Consider the following 230-nt stretch of genomic DNA (forward strand, 5'->3'; position numbering starts at 1 on the left):
GTTTTGACCGGTAGCAATGGCATCCAGCTGAACAGATTGGTGCGCACCACGCCGGCAGCGCAGGCCAGCACGGTTTTCGGATTGGCGAGGGCAAACTCTAAACTCAGATCAGACGGAGCTGGATAAGCGGACAGATCTTCGAAACCGGCGCGCATGCCCCCTTCGGTGCCATGAAAACTGTGCACGATGGGATGGCCGTCCGCGTCGTACCGCACTTCATGAATATTGTC

The 230-nt window shown here is 57.4% G+C and carries 1 protein-coding gene; it reads right to left on the reverse strand.

Annotated features, from left to right (window positions below):
* On the reverse strand, positions 1-230 hold a 230-nt coding region (locus tag AC3XQU_RS25130; RefSeq protein WP_489876799.1), incomplete at both ends, for a hypothetical protein.

Source organism: Telluria sp. AZSoR62 (assembly GCF_058111565.1).